Consider the following 18016-nt stretch of genomic DNA (forward strand, 5'->3'; position numbering starts at 1 on the left):
AAGCTGATCGGGGCGACGGCGCATTATGTGACGGCGGATCTGGACGAGGGACCGATCATCGAGCAGGACACGGCGCGGATCACGCATGCGCAGTCTGCGGAGGATTATGTGTCGATCGGCCGCGACGTGGAGAGCCAGGTGCTGGCACGGGCCATCCATGCGCATATCCACTACCGCACCTTCCTCAACGGCAACCGCACCATCGTCTTCCCGGCAAGCCCCGGAAGCTATGCATCCGAACGGATGGGGTAGGGGATGGCGCCTTGCCGCCATGGCCGGGTTAACGCAGTGACCCGTCGGCGGTTCGATCCCTTCGGGGCAGTTACGAGAGCTTGTTCTGATCCCAAACGGCGCATGGGATTACCGGCCGATATGATGCATTCTGAAATGTTGCGCGCCCCTCCAGTTCTTTACGATCGATGCATGAAGGATGGATCAAATTCGGCGAAGCGATCTTTCTGCTGATCGTGAAAGTCGGACCTGTGTCTGCAGGCGACGCTTGTTTCGGGTTCAGGAATTGCCGCTTTCGTTTCCCGTCGGACTATCCGTAAACTACCTTGCAGACCGCCTCGCATTTGTCGAGATCCAGCCAGCCATTCGTGCGAATGCCCGATTCCATGTCGATCCAATAGAGATCGCCGGCGCAAGCGCCGATGGCAGCGATGATGGCGGCAACATTGTCGGGCTTTATGCCGCCGGAATAGCCGCAAAATGGTCCGCCTTTTGGAAGCGTTGGCCATGCTTTCGGCGTAGCTCCGGTGCCGAAAGACGTGTCGAACAACCAGTCCAGGCGGGTCTCATCCGGAAACGCGTCCTTGCACTGAAGCATGGTCCGGACACCCAGCCGCCGACCGAAGCGCCAGCTATTGTCAATTTGCGTGGCCGAACTGCCGGAGAAGCTGTGATTGACCTGAATGCGCTGAAAACCGGTGAGGTCGAGCGATACAGTGTCGGGTGCGTTGGCTATCTTCGATGCCTCCACGCCGCAGACATGGGCGGCGAGACGCAGGCCTCCGGCTGTCAGAAAGGCTTTGCGCGCTCCCGCATCCGGAAACAGCGGTTTTTCCTCCTGCGCATCATCCACAAGCACGCCCCATTCGATCGGATAGCGCGCCGAAAGGCTCTGCAGATCGCTGATCAATCGCGCGTCGTCCAATCCGGTGAAGGCGATAAAGGCAGGCGCCTGGGCCATGGATGTTCCTCGATTTGTCGTTTGTGTGGGCATGTGCCTGTTTTGTGAGCTTCTTGGAAACATAATGGTACGTACCATATATGTCAATTTTGTTCAGATAGGCTGAAAACTTGGCGTAGTATGAATTTTTATTGACACACTGGTACGTACCATATAGTTCTAGCAAACAGTCATTTCGGAACTGGTGCGATGGTGGACTTGCTGGACGAAACGGGTGATCTCGAACTGGCGCAGTCGGGCGTGCCGCTTTACCGGCAATTAGCTGCAAAGCTCAGGGCGGAAATCGAGAGCGGCTCGCGAGGCTCGAACGAACCTTTGCCTTCGGAGCGTGATATCGCGGTTCGCTATGCGATGAGCCGGGACACGGTGCGCAAGGCTGTTCGTTTGCTGGAAGAGCAGGGGTTGCTCTATAGCGAGCACGGTCGGGGAACCTTCGTGGCGCCGTCGTCGGTCAGGGAGATGTCGCGGTTTCTCGACAGCTTCTCGCAGGATACCGAAAAGCGCGGAGGCGTTGCCGGCCAGGCCATCATCCTCGTCGAGCAAATGCCGGCCAACCTTGCGATTGCGGGTGTTCTCAAGATCGAGCCGCGCCAGATGGTCATGCGCGTGAAGCGCATTCGCACCGTTGATGGTTCTCCGGTCGGCATTCACGATGCCTATCTGGTGCTTCCGCCGGGTGCTGTCTTTACGGCCGACGATCTGGTTCGATCGGGTTCGCTCTACAAGCTGCTTGGCGATCGTTTTGGTCTGAACGCGGCGGAGGGTCTTGAAAGCTTGAGTTCGGTTGCAGCCAATGCCGAGGACGCGAGCCGGCTCGGTGTGGCTGTCGGGGCGCCCTTGCTCCTGTGCGAGCGCATCACCCTTTCCGAGCGCAGGCAGCCGATGGAATATTGCGAGATGAAATACGTGTCGAGTTATCGCTACACGACGCGTGTCAACAAATTCAGTCAAAAATAAAAATAGAGCAACCTCAGAGGGTTACGTTATGGGAATGATCAGATTGGGCGCCGCTTTGCGGCGTGCGCGTACGATTGCCTTGTCCGCCGGCATGGTTCTTGCCGCGATGACGGTGGGCCATGCGGAGGACCTTAATCGTCCGGCGCAGAACATCGTCTACTTTGTCAACGGCACGCTCGGCGACAAATCTTTCTTCGACTCGGCGGAGCGCGGCATCCAGCGCGTCAAAAAAGAGCTGTCGGTTTCGACCCAGACGGTCGAAGGCGGTGTCGATCCCACCCGTTGGGAAAGCGCGATTATCGACCTCGCGGAGGGTGGTGACTACGATACGATCGTGCTTGGCACCTATACGATGGTGCCCATGGTCGAAAAGATCGCGCCGCAGTTTCCCGACATCCGCTTCATCCTCTTTGACGGTGCGGTGGACTATTCCAAATGCAAATGCGGCAATGTCTATTCCATTCTCTTCCGGCAGAACGAGGGAGCCTACCTGGCTGGTGTCCTGTCCGCGCGACTGACGCAAGCGGGTATTGCCGATATCGCCGCCGGCAGTCCGCTGGGTACCGTCGGTGCCATGCAGATCCCCGTCATCGACGACTTCCTGGTCGGCTACGAGGCCGGAGCCAAATCCGTCCTGCCGGATGTCAAGGTGTTGAAGCAATATGCCAATTCCTTCAGCGATCCGGCGACGGGCAAGGAGATCGCCAAGGCACAATTCGCCCAGGGCGCCGGCATCGTCTTCCAGGTGGCGGGTGCGACGGGGCAGGGTGTCATCGAGGCCGCAGCCGAGGCCGGGCGTTATGCCATCGGTGTCGATTCCGATCAGGCCCTGATCTATGAAACCTCCCGCCTGGACACGGCCAAGCGCATCGTCACCTCCGTCATGAAGAATGTTGACAATACCGTCGTTCGCTCTGTCGCTTTGATGAAAGAGGGCAAGCTGCCGCTCGGCACGGCGGAATCGCTCGGCCTGAAGGAAGGCGCAATCGGTCTGGCGGACAACAAGTTTACTCAAGCCATCGTTCCACCGGCTGTTATGGGCGAGGTCGACAAGGTCAAGGCGGATATCATCGCCGGCAAGGTGAAGGTTCCGACCGCCTTCTGACCGCTTATGGTCTCGTCTCTTGCGAGGAGCGTCCTTCGATGGAGCATCATCCTTCTGGCGCCCGCGGAATGGCGCCAGCCATAGAGCTGCGGGGTGTCAGCAAGCGCTATGGCAACGGCACCTTGGCGAACGAGGGCGTGTCGCTGACGATCGAGCGCGGCGAGATCCACGCGATTTGCGGTGAGAACGGCGCCGGCAAGTCGACGATCATGAAGATGATCTACGGCCTGATCCAACCGAGCGCCGGCACCATTCTGATCGAGGGTGTCGAGCGTCATTTCACTCATCCAGGCCAGGCAATCGCAGCCGGCATCGGCATGGTGGCGCAGCATCTGAATCTCGTGCCCTCTTTCACCATCGCCGAAAATGTCGTGCTCGGTCAGGAACCGTCCGGCCGGGGCGGGCTCCTGAGCCGGGAGGCTAGCATCGTCGCCGTCCGGGAACTGGCGAAATCCTTTGGGCTTGATGTCGATCCGACCGCACGGGTAAGCGATGTTTCCATCGGGATGCAGCAGCGCACGGAGATACTGAAGACGCTTTATCGTGGCGCGCGGATCCTGCTGATGGACGAACCGACCGCCGTTCTGACACCGCAGGAAACGGACGAGCTGTTTGCGGCGATCCGCCGGCTGGTTGTGTCGGGCGTCACGGTCGTCGTTGTCACCCATAAGCTTGCCGAGGTGAAGGCGATTTCCGACCGGCTGACCGTGCTGCGCGATGGCCGGGTGACCGGGCATGCCGATACCGCCGACATCGATCACAAGACCATCGCCGAGATGATGGTCGGCCGACCGTTGGCGCCGCAGATCGTCAAGCGCATCGACGCGCGCGGTCGAGAGCCGCGTGTGCGGGTGCGTCAGCTTGGTTATGTCAATGCGCAGGGCAGCGTGCGTTTGTCCGATGTCAATTTCGATCTCGCCGGCGGCGAGATTCTCGGCATTGCCGGGGTCGAAGGCAATGGGCAGAATTCGCTGGCGCGTGTGCTGAGCGGGCTTGCCGCGCCGCATGCGGGAGGGGGCGATCTCGATGGTATGCCCTTTACCGGCCGGGGCGTTCGAGCCGCGCGTAAATCCGGTGTGGCGACGGTTCCCGAGGATCGCTTGACCGAGGGTGTCGCGGTCAATCTCGACATCGAGCAGAATATCGTCGCGACGACCTATTACGGACCGTCCTTCTCTTCCTTCGGCTGCCTGAAGACCGGCGCGATCGGCCAATGGGCCAGGGATCTGGTCAAGCAATTTGGGATCAAGACGGATTCGAGCAAGACGCCGGTCGGCGCGCTTTCCGGCGGCAATATGCAAAAGGTGGTCATGGCGCGCGAAATATCGGGCGAACCGAAATTCCTCATCGCCGCCCAGCCGACGCGCGGCGTCGATGTCGGTGCGGCCGGCTCGCTGCGGGACGAGCTGGTGGCGCTGCGCGATCGCGGCGCGGCCGTGCTGCTGATCTCCGCCGACCTGGAGGAGGTCCTGAGCCTTTCCGACCGGATCGCCGTGCTCTTCAAGGGTGAGATCGTCGCGCATTTCCGCGCCGACACGGCCGACCAGCGTGAGATCGGCCTCTATATGACCGGGCTGAAGCGCCAGCCGGATGCGGCGGCGAGGCTCGACGCCGCCTTCGCCGCAACTCCACAGGAGGCAATCGCATGAGTGCATCGTCAAGCACTGCCTCCCGCCTCGTTGCACAGGTCCTGCGTCTCGCTTTTGTCGTCACTGCCGCTCTCGGCTGTGGCTTCGTCCTGACGGTTCTGGTCAGCGCCGAGCCGTTGAAAGCCTATGGGGCGTTGCTCACCGGCGCCTGGCCGGATTTCGGCTGGAACAGTGCGGGACAGTTCACGGTTCGCCGGATGACCCGGCTTGGTTCGCTGCTCGAAGACGCGACGACATTGACGCTGTTGGGTCTCGCCGTCGCTATCCCTTTTCGCGCCCGGCAATTCTCCATGGGGGCGGATGGCCAGCTTTTCCTTGGCGCGATCGCCGCGGCGGCCGTCAGCCTTGCGCTGGGCGGTCCGGCGATCATCGTCATTCCCGCCGCCTGCCTGGCGGCGATGACGACCGGTTTCCTCTGGGGCCTGCTGCCGGGCGTGCTGAAAGCGCGTTTCGGCGCCAGCGAGATCGTCACCACCCTGATGCTGAACGTCATCGCCGTTCAGTTCTACCGCCTGGTCATCACCTATTGGCTTCGCGACCCCTCCGCCGGCTTTATCACCACGCCGTCACTGCCGGACGCGGCCGTGCTGACGGCGCTGCTCGCCCGCACCAATGTGACGGTCATGGGTTTTGTAGCGATACTCGCCGCCGTGGCCGCATGGTTCCTGATCAAGCGGACGACTGTCGGCTACGAGATCACCCTTGTTGGCGAGAATTCGCGATTTGCCGAACAGGCCGGCATCCCCGTGAAGCGCGCCACGGCGCTCTCGATGGCTCTCGGTGGCATCTTTGCCGGCCTTGCCGGTTTCCATACATCGAATGCGCTTTTGAAAGCCCTGCCGGTCGATCTCGCACCCGGTCTCGGCTTCGAGGGTATCGTGGTGGCGCTGCTCGCCCGCAACAATCCGCTCGTAATCCCGATCGTGGCCATCCTCTATGCCTATCTTCGGATCGGCGCGCAGGTGATGGAGCGCAGCTCCGATGTCACGCGCGAGATGGTCATGATCATCCAGGCCTTCATCATCCTGTTCGTCATCGCCGAGCGCTTCGGCCCGACCCTGCTGACGGGCTGGCTGCGGGCGCGATCATCTGCGAGGGCCGGAAAGGAGGTGCGTGCATGAGCACCGAATTCGTCCTTTGGGGAACATTCCTCGGAACGCTCCTTGCCGCCATATTGCGCGCTTCCGCGCCGATCATCCTATCGGCCTTCGGCGGTCTGATTTCGGATCTTGCCGGCAGTGTCAACATTGCGCTCGAAGGTATCATGCTGGTCGCGGCCTTCTTTGGCGTTATCGCGTCGGCCTATTCGGCGATCTGGTTTCCCGAAGCACCGCTCTGGCTGCATCCGTGGATGGGTTGCCTTGCCGGCCTGATCGCGGGCACGGTGATTGCCGGCGTGCTCGCGGTCTTTCACCTCGAGCTTGGCGCCGACATCATTGTCGCCGGCGTCGGCATCAATATCCTGGCCTCCGGCCTGACGGTCTTCCTGCTTGTCTCGATCACCGGCGACAAAGGGTCGACCGCGACTTTGACCAGCTATGCATTGCCGTCGCTTCATATTCCTTTCGTCGATCATGTCCCGATCATCGGGACGATCCTCAACGGTGACGGCCTGGTCGGCCACAACATCGTCGTTTACGCGGCGCTTCTCGCCACGCCGCTCCTGTCGCTATTGCTGTATCGCACCCGCTTCGGGCTGAGACTCCGCGCGGTCGGCGAGAACCCGGATGCGGCCCTTGCGGCCGGCATCTCGGTCAAGCGCGTGCAGTATTCGGCTCTGTTGCTGAGCGGGTTGCTGGCGAGCCTCGGCGGCGTGTTCCTGAGCATGGGCTATCTCACGCTGTTCCAGGCCGACATGACCGGCGGTCGCGGTTTCCTGGCTCTGGCCGCGGTGTTTCTCGGTGGTCGCCGACCGCTCGGTACACTCGTCGCCGCTGTTATCTTCGGCGCATCGACCGTGTTTGCCGCACAGTTGGGCAGCTACAACGTGCCAAGCCAGGTCGTCTTCATGATCCCGCCGGCACTCACCATTCTCGCTCTGGTGTTCTTCAATATTCAGCAGAGGCGCCGGGTGGCCAAGCGCATCGCCAGGGCTGCGGTCGTTCTGCGCCACGCCTGATGCCGGGAGTGTCGGCAAATGAACGATAAGAAACGGACCAGGGATGACAACAAACAAGTTTTACGATTCGATCCTCGCCTCCCTTGCGCTTGCCGGCATCGGCGATGCGCTCGGCGCGCCAACGGAGCTTTGGGGGATAGACGAGATCTTCGCCCGTTACGGAGGGCTTGCCGATCGCTTCGAGGAGCCGACGCCGGACACGTTCGCGGGTGCCAACAACGGCAAGCGCGGCGAGGTCACCGATGACGCCAGCCAGATGTATTATCTTGCCCGTGCCTTGATAAGGGCAGGCGGCCAGCTCGATCAAGCAGGCTGGGTTGCTTGCCTGCTCGATTGGGCCGAGACCTCGCCGAAGGCCGGATTCATGGGGCCGACCACTGCGGCGATCGTCGCCGCCTTGCGGGCAGGCGAAAGTCTTGACCATGTCGGCGTCGTCGGCACATCGCAACGCAAGTTGCCGACCATGGGCAACACCAATGGCGCCGCCATGCGCGTTGCGCCTGTCGGTCTCGTGCATCCCGGCAATGTTGTCGCCGCTTGCCAACAGGCGCTGGTGACGTGCCTGCCGTCGCACGACACCGATGTCGCCATAGCATCCGCCTGCGCGATCGCTGCCGGTACGGCTACGGCGCTTGTGGAACGCGATATCGGCGCTGTTGTTCGGGCTTGCTGGGAGGGTAGTGCGATCGGCGCGCGTTTGGCGGCCGGGCATGCGCGCGTGCCGCCGGGTCCGCGGTTCTCGACGCGGCTGGACATGGCGTTGGAGATTGCAGCGCGAGCGGCGGATGATCGCCAATTTCTGTACGATCTCGATGCGACCATTGGCGCTTCAATGCTCGCCTGCGAATCCGTGCCGGCGGCGATTGCCGTCTTTGCCTATGCGAAAGGCGATCCGCTGCGCACGGTGGCACTGGCGGCAAGTGTGGGCAATGACACGGATACCGTCGCCACTATGGCTGGTGCGATGGCGGGCGCCATGACCGGCACGGCAAAACTGCCGCAAACGCTTTACCGCGAGTTCATCGCGGTCAATGATGCAGAGTACCATTTGCAGAAGCTTGCGGCCGGGTTGGCCGATATCGCCTTGGAGAATGACAGCCATGGTCGATAACAGAACCGAACTTGCGACACTCTTCCAGAGAAATGCCGACCGCCCCTTCGATGTGCTCGCCTATGGCGACCCGAACATCGACTATGTCTTCGAGGCCGCGCGCGTGCCCTTGGCAGACGAAAAACTTCTTGGCCGACGGCTCGGCACATTTGCCGGCGGCACCGTGGCCAATGTCGCCAGCGCTGCGAGCCGGCTGGGTGCTCGCGTCGCGGCCTACGGGCGCGTCGGTGGGGATGCCGACGGTCAGCTGCTGTTGACGGCCAACGAGGAGGCCGGCGTGTCGAACGCATTCCTGCGCGTCGTGGAGCAGTCGACGGCGGCGGCAACGATTATTGTCGATGCTGCCGGCGAAAAGGCATTGGTCTATGCGCCTATGTCGGGTGAAGCGGTGGACGAGCCGATCGTGTCGGCGGCGCTACGGCAAAGCCGGCTGCTTTATACCATGCCCTATGATCTCGCCGAATTCCGGCAGATTACCGCCCTGGCGCATGCCCACGGCGTTGCCGTCGCCATCGATATCGAGGCGGCCGTCGCGCCGACCCGCGAACGCCTCGATGCCTTGCTGGAATGCTCCGATATCGTCTTCATGAACGAAGGCGGTTTTCGCGCCACGTTGGACGGAGAGATCACCGTTGAAACCATTCGCCCGCTTCTGGACAAAGGCCCGCAATTGATTGTCGTTACCATGGGGGCCGCCGGCGCTATCGCCTGCAGCCGCGCCGCATGGGCCGAACACCCGGCCTTTCCGGTCAAAATGGTCGATGCAACTGGCGCAGGGGATTGTTTCAACGGCGCTTTCCTGGCCGCCTGCTTCAACGACCGTACCCTCCGGGAGAGTCTGGTCTTTGCCTGCGCGGCGGCAAGCATCGCGGTTTCGGCAGTCGGCGCGCGAACCGCGTTGCCGACGACAAGGGAGGTCGAGGGCTTGATTTTGAATCACTCGGCGGGGAGAACATGAGGCGTTGCCGCTTGGGCGGCCTCTTCATCGGTCGGATCGGCGGAAGCCACCGATGGTTTTCCGCGTGAAGAGGTGAATGCTATGATCAATGCCGTTTGCATGTGAAGTGATGGTTGAATTTACTGTTTATCTGGGTCTGTTCATCGCTGCTTTTGCAGCCGCCACCATCCTGCCCATGCAGTCCGAGGCTGCTCTTGTCGCGCTGCTCCTGACAGGTGAGCATTCGGCCTTTATCCTGATTGCCGTTGCAAGTGCGGGCAATGTTCTCGGCTCGGTGCTCAACTGGGTTCTCGGACGCGGTGTCCTGCGGTTTCGTTCCCGGCGCTGGTTCCCCGTCGGCGAGGACAAAATGGAGCAAGCACAGAAATGGTATCGCCGTTATGGGCGATGGTCATTACTGGCAAGCTGGTTACCCATCATCGGAGATCCCATCACAGTCGTTGCCGGCATGCTGCGAGAGCCTTTACCCATATTTCTGCTGCTGGTGACGATCGCGAAGGTTGGGCGCTATGTCGCGATTGCCTTGGCGACAACGAGCCTGGCTTCAGGCTTTTATTCCTGAATCTCAATGCGACGCTCACGGCGCTGAAGCGTTTCGGCGTCGCAGAGCAGATGTGGGCCGCAAACGAGATTATATGGACAAAGATCCCGCAATACTTAGCCAGGGAACCGATTTCCAGTTCGCGCACCGAGGCTGGCGCTACCTTCGCCATATCATTGAAATATTAGCAGCTGGAAATCAGTGTGGCAAAGCAGCTACACCTGCCGCTCGCCAAGCATAAAACCGTAGTTTTCTAAAAATAGTCCGTAGTTTTCTAAAATACCGCCGTCACGAATGGCGCCATCCTCACCATCGTAACCATTCGGTGCGTTATGGACACTCAATTCCCAGGTTTTGAAATCTTTGCTCCGAAAATCGAGCCGGGCCGGATCGCCTTGCAACGGCAATGTGCCGACCGCCTCATCGGCGCTGAACTCGACCATCTATTTGCCTGCCATGTCTATGGGTTGATCTCTCCGGCCTGTGCCGAACGGGAGCCGGCTCTTCAATTCGATATCTGCCGCGCGCTAGTCGCGGTACGGAGTGGTTTGTCCGGTTTCCAGCATGCTGGCAAAGCCAAGGCCAAACAGGACCAGATCTGACAAGACGTGCATCACCTGATGGATTTTGCCGCCGGCATGAAATGTGTGCGAAGCGTCGATCGTCCGTGACTTGCGCGTAGTGCATGCAGCCAACCTTTACGAATTCGGCAATGCCGATGCTTCAATCGATCGGGAGAGTCGCATGAATACCGAAAAAATCATCATCTTCGACACCACATTGCGTGACGGCGAACAAAGCCCCGGCATCAACCTCGACGCCAGTGAAAAGGTCGAGATCGCGCTTATGCTCGAAGGGCTGAAGGTCGACGTGATCGAGGCCGGCTTTGCCGTCTCCAGTCCAGGCGAGTTTGACGCGATCAAAGCCGTGGCGCGCGCTGTCAAGGACAGTACGATTTGCAGCCTGAGCCGGGCGGTCGAGCGCGACATCGACCTGACGGCGGAAGCTGTTTCCGGTGCGGCGTCGTCCCGCATCCATATCGTGCTGGCGACCTCGCCCATTCACATGAAATACAAGTTGCAAATGACACCGGAAAACGTGCTCGAGCACGCCGTTCGCGCCGTGCTCCACGCGCGGCGCTATTCCGAGGACATCGAGTTTTCCTGCGAGGACGCGAGCCGGTCGGAGCCGGAGTTTCTCGCGCGTTTCGTGGAACAGGTGATCAAGGCCGGCGCGACCACGGTCAGCCTGCCGGACACCGTCGGCTATGCCACGCCGCACGAATACGGCAAGCTGTTCACCTATCTTCGCAATACCGTACCGAACGCCGACAGGGCCGTGTTTTCCGCGCATTGTCACAACGATCTGGGCATGGCTGTTTCCAACTCGCTGGAAGCGACCCGGCAGGGTGCGCGCCAGATCGAATGCACGATCAATGGCATCGGCGAACGCGCGGGCAATGCGTCGCTCGAAGAGATCGTCATGGCGCTGCACACCCGCGAGGATTTCTTCCGGTGCCAGACGTCGATCGAAACCCGCCGGTTGACCGCTGCATCCCGGCTCGTCTCGGAGATCACCGGCTTCGTTGTGCAGCCGAACAAGGCGATCGTCGGCAGGAATGCCTTCTCGCACCAGTCCGGCATTCACCAGGACGGCATGCTGAAGAACCCGTCGACCTATCAGATCATGACGGCGGCGGAGGTCGGCGCCGACGAATATCGGCTGGTGCTCGGAAAGAATTCGGGTCGTAACGGCTTTCGCATGTGCATGCGCACGCTGGGCGTCGAGTTTGGCTCCGATGCCGATCTGGATCTCGCTTTCTCGCGTTTCAAGGATATCGCCGATCGCAAGGCATCGCTTTGCGATGAGGATCTTCTGGCGACGGTTGCGGGCATGGAAGCGCTCTCCCAGGAAAAGCGCATCGCATAATTATGCTTCCAGGCCATGCAATCGGGATCGTCTGCGTGGCGGAGCCGTGCTTGCCTCCGGGCTCGGGTCGGTTTGGGCAAACACGCGTCAATATCTTGCGGAATTCAGGAACAGGGATCATCGCGGAAAGGCGAGCAAATGACGGTGAATCTTGCAGTCGAAACGGCAGGAGATGTTCGGCTCGTCAAGCCGAAAACAGGGTATGAATTCCTGATCGACACACTCAGATCCTGGCATGTGCGTCACTATGCCGGTGTCACGGGGGGAGGGGTCATCCATTTGCTCAAACATCTCGAGCCGATGGTCCTTCCCGATGACGATGCCGAACGCCCGGTCTTTTTCAATATTGGAGAGTATGTCGCCGGCTTCATTCCCCTGGGATATTATCTGGCGAGCGGGAAAATCAGTGCGGCCATTGCAACGACAGGAGCCGCAACGCGGCTGCTGACCTGCGGCCTGAGTGACGCGAAGTTGCACAATATTCCCGCTATCTACCTCATTCCGCTCAGTCCGGCGGAGACGCGACACCGCGCACCGCTGCAGGACACCAGCCCGGAGGGCGCCGATGTCGTGGCTCAGTTGAAGGCCGAGCTGCCGTCCGGCACATTCGTCTTGGATGATCCGGACCATATCGGCGAACAACTTGAGCAGGCCCGCAAACATCTCGATCAAGGCTCCCCCATCGCACTCCTGATGCCGCCGGAGGTGCTCGGAAAGATGATGCCTGAGCCGGTTTATATGCCATGGCGCGGCGGCTCCATCGCAAAGCCGAACAAGATCGATCAAGGGTCCCTTGCTCATTTCCTGGCTGAGTTCCCGCGGCAATCGGCTGGGCGTCGGGTGATCGTGCTCGCCGGGGAAGAGGCGGCCATGTATCAACACATGCCCATGCTCACCACACGTTTATGCAAGGCATTACAGGCGCCTATCGTCTGGAGCATAAACGGGGCGAATGCGGTGGCGCGCAACAATAGCTTCGGTTTCGGCTATCTGGGCTTTGGCGGCAATGATCGTGCGACGCAGCTCTGGAGAAGCCTCGGCCCCGACGATATCGTCATTACGCTTGGGTTTTGCCCTGACGAGTATACATTGAACTTCTCCGACATACCCGCCCATACGACATGGAATTTCACCAACCTGACCGCCCCATACGGCAGCGTTGGGGGCGAGTTTCGGCATCGTGTGCGCGGCGAATATTTCGATGTGCGAGGGCCGATCGATCAGGTGCTGAGCGAAGTGATCGGCCGGATCGAGAATGTCCGTCCACAGCGGCCCCCGGCACCGGCTTTTATGGTCGATCTCAATGATCGCGAGATCCTGCCGCCGCGCGCCGGGACAATCGATATCGCCCAATTTTACCAGGAACTCGATCGTCTGTGGCTGCCGGGAAGCATTGCATTCGACGATGTATGCCTTGCCTACAAAGACCGTCAATATGTCACGCAGCGCCCGCATCCGAACGTCCGCTTTCATTCGCTTTATCGCGGTTCGGCCATGGGCGGGGCATTCGGAACGGCAATCGGCGCAAAGCTTGCAAAGCCGGAGGCGACGATCTTCGCCTTCACGGGCGACGGGTGCTTCCGGTTGATTGCCGGTTGCCTGGCCGAAGCGCGGTCGTTGGGGATCGTCCTGTTCGTGCTGGACAACGGCGCACTCGGCATCATGGTGCAGGGCCTGCCCGTGGTCATTCCCGACCATTCGTCCTCCCGCTATCACAGCGATCTGCACCGCATCGACTTTGGAGCGATGGCGCGCGCATGCGGCTGGGAAAGCCGCAAGCTGATGCCGGATCTGAGCAATCTGGCCGAGATCATGCACGAAAGCTACAGTCCCGGTCATCCATCCATATTGGTTGAGGTGCCAGTCGACGCAGAGCAGGTGGTGGGACAAAATCCACGGGCTAACAATCTGTAGCGCCGGCACGTCGGCTCGCCGTTGTTATGCAGGAGAGAAGCGCGGGCTGCGAAAAGACGTTGAGCATGTAAAGATCTGGTCCTGTCGATCCGCGATCTCGGCTGGAAATTGCCATAGGGAGAATATGCATGTGGAGCACCATCGTGCGATCGCGTATGTGTTGAGGTCGGTAAACAGTGCGATCATCTGCGCCTACGGAAGGCGATGTCTAGTTCAGATTCGAGTCTGCGGAGATTGATCGACTGGGTGCATGGCACTGGCGCTGTCATCTTTCAACGTCACCCCGCTGGCGCCCGAGCGAAAGGCATTATCGACAAGCCACGCCATTTTGAATGCCGCAGCCTGATAGCTGAGACCGCCCGTCCGTATATTTGAGACGCAGTTACGGTTGGCATCCGTTCGATCTTGTCCTGGATCCAAAGTGATGTATGCACCAAGGCTGTCAGCCGCTGATAGGCCGGGTCTCTCGCCAACCAGAATGATCGACAAGCGCGCCTTGCAGAGCGCGCCAATCTCATCAGCAATCGCAACTCGTGCCTGTTTGACGAATACGAGTGGTCCCAGTGACAGATGCATGGATCTTAAGCGGGGGACCAAGTGAGAAAGCAAGGCTGCTGCGCCTTCCTGAACCGCCTTTGACGAGAGGCCGTCGGCGACAACGATGATGACGTCCTCGCTTTTGCTTCTGCGCTCCGACAAAGCCGTTCGAGACCATTCGGAAAGGCGACGCCCGAGATCTGGTCTCCTAAGATAAGTCTGTCTGTCGTTGCAAGCGCTCTCTACGACTATTTGCTCAAGCTCCAGTTCTGCGCAGCTCTGCCGGAGCGTGTCAAAATCCAATGGAGCGTGGACGGCATCGCGTGCGCGTGCGTGGTCGAAGGCAAAATCGAGTGTGGCCCGCGTCGGAAGGCTGGAACCGGCGCGGCCAAGCCCCAACCGTGCCTCGGTGGCATCAGCAGGTATCCGTACGATGTCGGGAGTGACAAAATCCTCCACCTGAGCGGAGTGGCCTTCAATCTCACCAGTGGTCATGCGGATAGCCTCATGATGCCCGAATTCAGCGGGTGATTATTTTGCAGAGGCTTGAGGCTGCCGTCAGCCGATGTGATGTCCATCTTGAGCAGCCATTCCGCGAATTCCGGGGATCGGCGAACGCCCAGTAGATCACGAGCGTAAAGCTGATCGTGAAACGATGTGGACTGATAGTTCAGCATGATATCATCGGCGCCGGGCACCGTAATGATGAAGTTTATTCCGGCCGATGCGAGAAGCGTCAGGAGCACATCCATGTCGTCCTGGTCGGCTTCGGCATGGTTGGTGTAGCAGATGTCGCAACCCATCGGTAAGCCCATCAGCTTTCCGCAGAAATGATCCTCAAGGCCCGCGCGGATGATCTGCTTTCCGTCATAAAGATATTCGGGGCCGATGAAGCCGACCACCGTGTTGACCAGCAGCGGCGCGAAGGGGCGGCATGTCGCATAGGCACGTGCCTCGCATGTTTGCTGATCGACGCCATGATGCGCAGCAGCAGAGAGGCAGGAGCCTTGTCCGGTTTCGAAATACATCACGTTTTGGCCAACCGTGCCCCTATTTGCGGACAGGCCGGCATCATAGGCCTCGCGCAACGTTGACAGAGAAATGCCGAAGCTCGCGTTGGCGGCTTCTGTGCCAGCGACTGACTGGAAAACCAGATCGACCGGGACATTACTTTCGATGAGTTTGATCGACGTGGTCGCGTGCGTCAGCACGCAGGACTGAGTTGGGATATCGTAACGGGTAATCAGCTCGTCCAGAAGATGAATGATTTGCGCGACCGTTGCCGGAGAATCCGACGCGGGATTGATGCCGATCACGGCATCTCCGCATCCATAGGTCAGTCCCTCGATGGTCGACGCGAGAATGCCGCGCGGGTCGTCGGTCGGATGGTTGGGTTGCAGGCGAGTCGCCATGGTACCGGCGAGGCCGATCGTGTTCCGAAACCGGGTCGTGACCTGGATCTTTGCCGCGACCTTAAGCAGATCCTGGTTGCGCATCAGTTTCGAGACGGCGGCGACCATTTCCGGTGTAAGTCCCGGCGCAAGACGCGCCAGCCGATCGCTCGTGGCGTGATCCGAAAGAAGCCAGTCCCGAAACTCCCCGACGCAAAGGTGAGAGACTGGAGCGAAGGCGACCGGATCATGCGTATCGACAATGAGCCTGGTGACCTCATCCTGCTCGTAGGGAATGAGAAGGTCGGAAAGGAAGGTCTTGAGCGGAACGTCGGCCAGGCGGATGCGGGCGGCGGCCATTTCCTCCGCCGTTTCGGCTGCGATGCCCGCGAGAAAGTCTCCTGACCTCGGCGGAGTTGCCTTCGCCATCAACTTCTTCAGGTCCCGGAAAGCCCAAGTCTTATTCGCCAGTGTCGTTCTGTAGGTCACGATTGCATGTCCTCGTGCATCTGTGCGGCGATCATCCTGCTCACCATGCGAGCCGTGCGCGGCGCCAGTGTCAGGCCGATATGCCCATGGCCAAAGGCGAGGATGACGTCCCTGCCGCCCTTCGACGGGCGGATGACAGGTACGGAATCCGGCATGGATGGGCGAAAGCCAAGCCAGCTTCGGGTCGGAGCACCGAGATAGGGGAAAACGCGTCGAGCATTTGTCAGGAGGGCATCCAGACGTCTCTGATTTGCTGGTGCGGAAAGCCCGCCAAGCTCGACGGTGCCGGCGACGCGCAAACGTCCTGCCATAGGGCAGAAATAGAATCCGTGTTTCGTCGGGCAGACGGGACGCTCGACCGGCATTTCGTCCATGTCGAATTCCAGGTGATAGCCGCGCTCGGTATCGAGTTGGACCCGGTCGCCGACCTGGGCCGCAAGTCGGCCCGAATGAGCGCCGGCCGCGATGACGACAGTTTTGGCATCAACCATCGTACTCCTGGCGGTGACCCGCACACGGCGATGTTGACGCACGATGGTGGAGGCGGCGTCCTTTAGAAAAAAGACGCCCGCAGTCGCAGCAGCCTGCTCCAACCGCTTCATCACCATTCCCGGATCGGTGAAGTTGATGGCTTTTGGGAAGAACAGCCCCCCTCCGGCGATTTGCGGCAGATTGGGTTCCATTCGGCTAACCTCATCCGGAGACATCAGCTGCTGCTCGATGCCCACGTTTCGGCGCAGCGCAATATCGGATTGGGCCGACTTGAATGCCTGTTCCGTCTGATAGAGGTAGAGGCATCCCTTGGCGCTCAACAAGTCGGAAGCGTCAATCTGTGCCGCGAGTTCCAGCCATTCCGGCGAGGCTTCCGAAAGTAGGTCCGAAAGCTTGCGCGTATTGTCTCGGTAACGATGCGGCAGGGATTCATAGGCGAATCTCGCCAGCCAAGGAAACAAGGTCGGCAAAGCTGCCTTGCGGATGGCGAGAGGACTGTCGGCGTTGAGAAGCAACGATGCGATGTTTCTCAACACCGACGGCGTCCCGACGGGAATGATTGCGTAATCCGCAACGGTCCCCGCATTGCCATAGGATGCACCAGATCCGGGTTCATTCGGCTCAATGAGAACGACGTCGCGACCTTCCGTCCGCAACTGGAGCGCAGTCGCCAACCCAATGACGCCGCCGCCGATAACGGCGATATCCGTAGTCAATATTTTCATGATATTTCAGTCGTTTTTACGGAGGCGAGCATTGGTGATCGTAGCCAGTTGCGACTGGGCACCGCATCTCTTCGACATGCCGCACTGCCTTTTGGGGTTATAAAACTCAGCCTGGGGACGCGTACCGGGCAACATAAGCCGCCGTGCGCGGTTCTTTTGGCCGTTCCAGAACCTCGGCTGCAGTTCCCTGTTCGATGATCCGCCCGCCATCGATGAACACGACCCAGTCCGAGACGTCCTTCGCAAAGGGCAATTCATGCGTAACGATAATCATCGTCATGCCGTCGGCCGCCAGTTCCCGCATGACGCGGAGCACTTCGCCGGTCGATTCAGGATCAAGAGCCGATGTTGGTTCATCAAAGAGAAGCACCGAAGGCCCCAATGCAAGCGCGCGAGCGATGGCAACGCGCTGCTGTTCACCGCCGGACATCTGTTCGGGATAGGCCATCGCGCGTTTTGCCAGCCCGACGCGGGTCAACAGCTCAACAGCCTTTTTAACGGCGTCGGCTTCCAGGATCGAAGCTGCGTGCATTTGCGCCAGAACAACATTTTCCACCGCGGTGAGATGCGGGAAGAGATTGAACCGCTGAAACACCATGCCGACCCGCTGACGCAGCTTGGCAAGATCCCGGCACGCGACCTTGTCATCGGAGAAGATGGTTTCGTCGCCGATGGTGATCGAGCCGCGATCGGGTTGCTCAAGAAGGTTCACGCAGCGCATCAGCGTCGTCTTGCCGCCACCGCTCTGGCCGATGATGGTGACGATCTTGCCCTTCGGGACGTCGAGGTCCACCTGGTCCAGCACCAGCCGTCCGTCGAAAGATTTGCGCAGGCCCGAAATCTTTATCTCAGGTCGACCGGCTGTCGGTGCCGCATCCGTTACAATTTCAAATTTCGTTGATGCCAT

At 60.1% G+C, this 18016-nt stretch carries 17 protein-coding genes; 11 read left to right on the forward strand and 6 right to left on the reverse strand.

Annotated features, from left to right (window positions below):
- Positions 1 to 252 (forward strand): formyltransferase family protein (locus FHX11_RS27040; protein WP_281411599.1); only part of this gene is annotated, 252 nt, incomplete at its 5' end.
- 289 nt (positions 253 to 541) lie between these two features.
- Here the strand turns inward: FHX11_RS27040 and FHX11_RS27045 are convergent.
- Positions 542 to 1192 (reverse strand): phosphoribosylanthranilate isomerase, encoded by a 651-nt coding sequence (locus FHX11_RS27045; RefSeq protein WP_184363592.1) that lies wholly within the window; start codon positions 1190 to 1192, stop codon positions 542 to 544.
- Positions 1193 to 1381: 189 nt separating this feature from the next.
- Between FHX11_RS27045 and FHX11_RS27050 the strand changes: the two genes are divergently transcribed.
- The 8 genes from FHX11_RS27050 (at position 1382) to FHX11_RS27085 (ending at position 9653) form a co-directional block, all read left to right on the forward strand.
- Entirely contained in the window at positions 1382 to 2149 is a 768-nt protein-coding gene (locus tag FHX11_RS27050) for a GntR family transcriptional regulator (protein ID WP_184363595.1), read from the forward strand.
- 34 nt (positions 2150 to 2183) lie between these two features.
- Positions 2184 to 3254, forward strand: a complete 1071-nt coding sequence (locus FHX11_RS27055) for a BMP family ABC transporter substrate-binding protein (RefSeq protein ID WP_246781160.1) — start codon at positions 2184 to 2186, stop codon at positions 3252 to 3254.
- Positions 3255 to 3322: 68 nt separating this feature from the next.
- A complete protein-coding gene (locus FHX11_RS27060; protein WP_246781161.1) occupies positions 3323 to 4903 on the forward strand; it encodes an ABC transporter ATP-binding protein in 1581 nt (526 codons plus the stop codon).
- Complete coding sequence (locus FHX11_RS27065) at positions 4900 to 6024, forward strand: ABC transporter permease (protein WP_184363603.1); 1125 nt, start codon at positions 4900 to 4902, stop codon at positions 6022 to 6024. Before FHX11_RS27060 ends, FHX11_RS27065 begins: the two co-directional genes overlap by 4 nt.
- A complete protein-coding gene (locus tag FHX11_RS27070; RefSeq protein WP_184363606.1) occupies positions 6021 to 7022 on the forward strand; it encodes an ABC transporter permease in 1002 nt (333 codons plus the stop codon). Before FHX11_RS27065 ends, FHX11_RS27070 begins: the two co-directional genes overlap by 4 nt.
- 43 nt (positions 7023 to 7065) lie before the next feature.
- The gene (locus tag FHX11_RS27075) at positions 7066 to 8133 is read left to right on the forward strand and encodes an ADP-ribosylglycohydrolase family protein (protein ID WP_184363609.1); all 1068 of its coding nucleotides are present in this window, start codon (positions 7066 to 7068) and stop codon (positions 8131 to 8133) included.
- On the forward strand, positions 8123 to 9091 hold the full coding sequence (locus FHX11_RS27080) for a PfkB family carbohydrate kinase (protein WP_184363611.1): 969 nt from the start codon (positions 8123 to 8125) through the stop codon (positions 9089 to 9091). Before FHX11_RS27075 ends, FHX11_RS27080 begins: the two co-directional genes overlap by 11 nt.
- 109 nt (positions 9092 to 9200) lie before the next feature.
- On the forward strand, positions 9201 to 9653 hold the full coding sequence (locus tag FHX11_RS27085) for a YqaA family protein (RefSeq protein WP_184363613.1): 453 nt from the start codon (positions 9201 to 9203) through the stop codon (positions 9651 to 9653).
- Positions 9654 to 9847: 194 nt separating this feature from the next.
- Here the strand turns inward: FHX11_RS27085 and FHX11_RS27090 are convergent, their stop codons facing one another.
- Entirely contained in the window at positions 9848 to 10075 is a 228-nt protein-coding gene (locus FHX11_RS27090; RefSeq protein ID WP_184363615.1) for a hypothetical protein, read from the reverse strand.
- Between the two features lie 301 nt (positions 10076 to 10376).
- Here FHX11_RS27090 and FHX11_RS27095 point away from each other — a divergent pair, with 301 nt between their 5' ends.
- Both FHX11_RS27095 and FHX11_RS27100 read left to right on the forward strand, forming a co-directional pair.
- The gene (locus tag FHX11_RS27095; protein WP_184363616.1) at positions 10377 to 11561 is read left to right on the forward strand and encodes a 2-isopropylmalate synthase; all 1185 of its coding nucleotides are present in this window, start codon (positions 10377 to 10379) and stop codon (positions 11559 to 11561) included.
- A gap of 138 nt (positions 11562 to 11699) precedes the next feature.
- Positions 11700 to 13475 carry a thiamine pyrophosphate-dependent enzyme gene (locus FHX11_RS27100; RefSeq protein WP_184363618.1) on the forward strand — a complete coding sequence of 592 codons (1776 nt, stop codon included), beginning with the start codon at positions 11700 to 11702 and terminating at the stop codon, positions 13473 to 13475.
- A 213-nt stretch (positions 13476 to 13688) separates the two neighbouring features.
- On the opposite strand, the gene eutC is transcribed toward FHX11_RS27100, so the two are convergent.
- The 4 genes from eutC to FHX11_RS27120 form a co-directional block, all read right to left on the reverse strand.
- A complete protein-coding gene (gene eutC, locus FHX11_RS27105) occupies positions 13689 to 14507 on the reverse strand; it encodes an ethanolamine ammonia-lyase subunit EutC (RefSeq protein ID WP_184363620.1) in 819 nt (272 codons plus the stop codon).
- A complete protein-coding gene (locus FHX11_RS27110) occupies positions 14504 to 15892 on the reverse strand; it encodes an ethanolamine ammonia-lyase subunit EutB (protein ID WP_184363622.1) in 1389 nt (462 codons plus the stop codon). Before FHX11_RS27110 ends, eutC begins: the two co-directional genes overlap by 4 nt.
- A complete protein-coding gene (locus FHX11_RS27115) occupies positions 15889 to 17109 on the reverse strand; it encodes an FAD-dependent oxidoreductase (RefSeq protein ID WP_184363625.1) in 1221 nt (406 codons plus the stop codon). Before FHX11_RS27115 ends, FHX11_RS27110 begins: the two co-directional genes overlap by 4 nt.
- A 106-nt stretch (positions 17110 to 17215) precedes the next feature.
- Positions 17216 to 18016 (reverse strand): amino acid ABC transporter ATP-binding protein, encoded by an 801-nt coding sequence (locus FHX11_RS27120; RefSeq protein WP_184363628.1) that lies wholly within the window; start codon positions 18014 to 18016, stop codon positions 17216 to 17218.

Source organism: Rhizobium sp. BK602, assembly GCF_014195095.1.
GTDB lineage: Bacteria > Pseudomonadota > Alphaproteobacteria > Rhizobiales > Rhizobiaceae > Rhizobium.

Bases quoted from the DNA above. Each gene is read 5' to 3' on its own strand.
- FHX11_RS27045 (WP_184363592.1), bottom strand. From the start codon at position 1,192: ATGGCCCAGGCGCCTGCCTTTATCGCCTTCACCGGATTGGACGACGCG.
- FHX11_RS27050 (WP_184363595.1), top strand. From the start codon at position 1,382: ATGGTGGACTTGCTGGACGAAACGGGTGATCTCGAACTGGCGCAGTCG.
- FHX11_RS27055 (WP_246781160.1), top strand. From the start codon at position 2,184: ATGATCAGATTGGGCGCCGCTTTGCGGCGTGCGCGTACGATTGCCTTG.
- FHX11_RS27060 (WP_246781161.1), top strand. From the start codon at position 3,323: ATGGCGCCAGCCATAGAGCTGCGGGGTGTCAGCAAGCGCTATGGCAAC.
- FHX11_RS27065 (WP_184363603.1), top strand. From the start codon at position 4,900: ATGAGTGCATCGTCAAGCACTGCCTCCCGCCTCGTTGCACAGGTCCTG.
- FHX11_RS27070 (WP_184363606.1), top strand. From the start codon at position 6,021: ATGAGCACCGAATTCGTCCTTTGGGGAACATTCCTCGGAACGCTCCTT.
- FHX11_RS27075 (WP_184363609.1), top strand. From the start codon at position 7,066: ATGACAACAAACAAGTTTTACGATTCGATCCTCGCCTCCCTTGCGCTT.
- FHX11_RS27080 (WP_184363611.1), top strand. From the start codon at position 8,123: ATGGTCGATAACAGAACCGAACTTGCGACACTCTTCCAGAGAAATGCC.
- FHX11_RS27085 (WP_184363613.1), top strand. From the start codon at position 9,201: ATGGTTGAATTTACTGTTTATCTGGGTCTGTTCATCGCTGCTTTTGCA.
- FHX11_RS27090 (WP_184363615.1), bottom strand. From the start codon at position 10,075: ATGGTCGAGTTCAGCGCCGATGAGGCGGTCGGCACATTGCCGTTGCAA.
- FHX11_RS27095 (WP_184363616.1), top strand. From the start codon at position 10,377: ATGAATACCGAAAAAATCATCATCTTCGACACCACATTGCGTGACGGC.
- FHX11_RS27100 (WP_184363618.1), top strand. From the start codon at position 11,700: ATGACGGTGAATCTTGCAGTCGAAACGGCAGGAGATGTTCGGCTCGTC.
- eutC (WP_184363620.1), bottom strand. From the start codon at position 14,507: ATGACCACTGGTGAGATTGAAGGCCACTCCGCTCAGGTGGAGGATTTT.
- FHX11_RS27115 (WP_184363625.1), bottom strand. From the start codon at position 17,109: ATGAAAATATTGACTACGGATATCGCCGTTATCGGCGGCGGCGTCATT.
- FHX11_RS27120 (WP_184363628.1), bottom strand. From the start codon at position 18,016: ATGGCATCAACGAAATTTGAAATTGTAACGGATGCGGCACCGACAGCC.